The following is a 3,521-nucleotide window of genomic DNA, read 5'->3' as shown; positions in this document are numbered from 1 at the left end:
CCGCCGCAAGGCCTGATCCCAGGTTGACAGGCAGGTGATGACCGCGCAAATGCACAATGCACTTGGACCGTTAACTATCACCTTGGCGGTTATCTTCAAACCGATTGAGCCGTGCGAGCGCGATCGCGGCGAGCATAAGCGCCGCTATGGTTGAAATGATCATAAGGCGCATGTGGCCGGCTTATCGAGAATGAGCAACTTATGGTGGGTCAAGAGGGCTGACGCGATTCCTGGACGCTGCTTCATGCCCATGGAAGACCGGTTCATGCGTTTCCGCCCGGTTTCAGTCAGATGCACCACCTGCAGTACGTCATCAACTCTTGATTGCGGCAGACCAAACAGGGTTGCGCGAACGTTCAGGTTTTCTGCAACCGTCAAATCGGGATGGAGTGGCTGATTCTCGATGAGAACCGATATCGTACAGGTCGTCGCGGGTCCAGAAGTGTCCATCAAAGATGGATGCGACCACTTGCGGGATGGAGCATGCCGGCCAGTAGTTCGAGCGGTGGATTGTCCCACTCCGTCAGGCCCAGGCAGGCCGTACACCTGCCCCTGACCTATGTGAAGATCAACTTCATTCACAGCTAGTGGTGGAAGCGACCCGTGTCCAATCTGCTTAGTCAGGTCCTGTGTTTCCATTATGGGCGGTATGCATACTCCTTATACATTTGCCCAGGCATATTTGGCCGGAGTTTCAGTCATATCGGTAGTATGCTGCTTTTTTTGAAGGACAATCAACAGTTTCCCTGCCAGTATCAGGCCTTACCGCTCAATGAGCCAAAAAACATATCGACCAGCACCCCGCCCAACTGTACCGATTTCCCTGGAATCAACTGACCGCCGTGAAGTTCACCATTGGTGTTCGCCGCGGCCAGCCCAAACCCGAAGTGCCGTCCGCTTCTGCTGCTGTCCGCCATATATGGCATCTTGGTCGCCTCCCGTAAATCCTGCTTGGTAAAGCCAGGACCGCTATCCTCCCACCCGTACGGTGAGGGCAGGGCTTGCGTTGGCGCTGATGACGACCTGACCGTGTTCCGGTGTGCATCACGCAGAGCATCAGCAATGACATTGATCGCTGCCCGCCTTGCCGGGTCAGGATCAATGGTGGTCTTGCATTCTCCCCCAGGAAGGTGCACCTCCATGTGGATTTGGCGCATATCGGCCGGACCTTGCAGAGAAACAGTTATCTCTGCGATAAAACCAGTGACGGGTACAGATTTATGGTCGGCTGTTCATCGCTTGATGCGCGGATGGCCACATTGATGAGATTCATTGGCCAAACCATCAATGGCATGTTCCTCACGGTGGAGGATGGTGACAGACTTGTACCGCTCCAGGCTGAGTTCCGTTCAGGTAGGAGCTGCGCCCAGCCGGAGATACCACTGAGAGGGGTTTTGATTTCATGGCCGAAGCCGAAATACGGTCTCGGTGTTGGTGTTCGGATTTCCATTGACTCTCAAGGGAAAGACGCAGATTATTGTTTGAGGTTTCAACCGATTCGGCAATCTTGTTGATTTCTTTGATCCTGGATTGTCCGGTGTCGAAATCCAAGTTGCCGTCGCGAATCTGACCTACAAGCCTTACTCAGGGGTATGAGCCCGCGACTGAGCACTGCACTGGACCATAAGACACAACCCAGGCAGACTGGAATCTCATTGATCAAAAGACAAATAGAATACAAGATTATCGGGCTTGAGGAAATGCTGATGTAAAAAAGTGTTCGCAAAAGCTGGCACAGTGGAATAGGCAATGGCCACATACCCACTCGGTGGGGTGGCTACCCCCACGGGGAAGTCTGGTTTTTTTGTCTCGTATATGAGCTATTGCCGCTTCTTGGTCTGTCCTGCTCATGTTCGAGGTAGTAGTAGGTGAAAATGACAGGTCAAGTTCCATGTAACTGTTGGCTGGACCGTTAGCAGCCGGATCAAAGCGCTTGTCCCCATCAATACGATTGATACTAGTCTCCGCAGACTTACGGTCAGTATCTGCATTCGATATCACCCCTGCCTGTATAGCGATACCATATAAGGGCGCAGGAATTACTGCAACAATGACGACACCTGCCAAGAGGAAAAGGAGAAAGCGCGACGGTAGGGACCGCGGCGTGGTTTGTTTTATGACTGCCATAGGTACCCTACTCCCCATCGCGTAACAATCGGGTCAACGTGGAACCGGCGCATTTCAAACGTATGTTCTTACTATGCGTGACGATGGACTATTTCTGCGTGAAATCAGCAGAGTCGAAAACCGCGACATAAATCTGGTCGCACGGGAATATGTGTCCGTGGTTGTTCGTCGGGAATTGACATATGCCGAATTCCCCAGGAGTGAGGTGCACAGGCTTGTCTTGGAAATACACTGTTTGACCGGACAGGTCAAAACCAGAATTCCCCTCGGTCATCCACAAGGCATGATCACGTTTTTCGCGGCGGAGGCAAGCTTGTATGCGGCACACAGCTCGTTGATGTCAAATGGCTTTGTGAGGTGAGGTAATCGTCTGCGCCCGTACTTAACCCCGCCTGAATATCCTGCACCCGAGTTTTGGCGGAGAGAAAGAGTATGGGGTTGTCGGTCGCCTGTCGTATGCGGCTGACCAGTTCGATACCATCAATGCCAGGCATCATGATGTCGAGTATGATCAGATCGATTCTTCCGGCATCCTTAATAGCAATATGTTGAGGATCATTCTCGCACTGTATCCAGTGTCCGTCCTTCTCCAGACCCGTTTTCAAAACTGAAAGGACGGCTTCATCATCATCTACAGTGAGAATCAAGGCCGTAAGAGCAGGACTTCAATCTTGGAGGTATTTCCCAGAGTATATATTGTTTACCAAGTCTTGGGCAAATGATCTGGAATCTCTTGACCGACAAGAGGGGAGGGCCGGAATCGGCCAGTGTGGCGAATCAAAGACACAACACCGGAGTCATGCCGTAGGTAGGAGTGGGGGCGGCTCAAGGGGCAGAACCGGATAGGAGAGGTTCGACCGGCGGGCTGAGCAGGATGACCGGGTCGAGCCTTGGAAGGCCGGATTATTCCTTATGGTCGCCCAAGGCTGCCAGGGCCTCCTTATGAAGCAGACCATTGCTGGCCAATCCATTGCCTCCCCATGGGCCGGGACTGCCTGTCAGATCCGTGAAGGTCCCTCCCGCCTCGGTCACGATGGGAACCAGTGCCCCCATGTCGTACAGGTCGAGTTCGGGTTCGGCCGCCAGGTCGATGGCCCCCTGGGCCAGGAGCATGTACTGCCAGAAGTCGCCGAATCCCCGCAGACGCCAGATACGGTCGGTCAGGTCCAGGAGCTGCTGCCGACGGCCTATGGACTTCCATCCGGTCAGTGATGAAATGGACATGGAGGCATCCTCCATGCGGTCGATCTCCGATACGTGGATGGCCCTGGGCGCCTCACCCTGGTGGACCATATATGCCCCCTGGCTCTGGGCGGCGTACCAACTGGTGCCCAGCATGGGGGCGGACACCACACCGACCACCATCTGGCGGTCGACCTCCAGACCGATCAGGG

The 3,521-nt window shown here is 54.0% G+C and carries 4 protein-coding genes; all 4 read right to left on the bottom strand.

Translation table 11 applies throughout. The annotated features are described in order from the left end of the window. Positions 1 to 159 precede the first annotated feature (159 nt). The gene (locus tag Q0K62_RS08015) at positions 160 to 639 is read right to left on the bottom strand and encodes an ATP-binding cassette domain-containing protein (RefSeq protein WP_366515899.1); all 480 of its coding nucleotides are present in this window, start codon (positions 637 to 639) and stop codon (positions 160 to 162) included. Between the two features lie 116 nt (positions 640 to 755). After that, entirely contained in the window at positions 756 to 1,157 is a 402-nt protein-coding gene (locus Q0K62_RS07885; RefSeq protein WP_297317426.1) for a hypothetical protein, read from the bottom strand. Between the two features lie 1,257 nt (positions 1,158 to 2,414). Next, a complete protein-coding gene (locus Q0K62_RS07880) occupies positions 2,415 to 2,774 on the bottom strand; it encodes a response regulator (protein WP_297317425.1) in 360 nt (119 codons plus the stop codon). Positions 2,775 to 3,030: 256 nt separating this feature from the next. Further along, the coding region (locus tag Q0K62_RS07875; RefSeq protein ID WP_297317424.1) for an inositol monophosphatase family protein at positions 3,031 to 3,521 on the bottom strand (491 nt) is incomplete at its 5' end.

The organism is uncultured Bifidobacterium sp., assembly GCF_945269915.1.
GTDB lineage: Bacteria > Actinomycetota > Actinomycetes > Actinomycetales > Bifidobacteriaceae > Bombiscardovia > Bombiscardovia indica.
The sequence above is the reverse complement of the archived record's forward strand: the minus strand, read 5'-3'. Positions and strand labels throughout refer to the sequence as shown.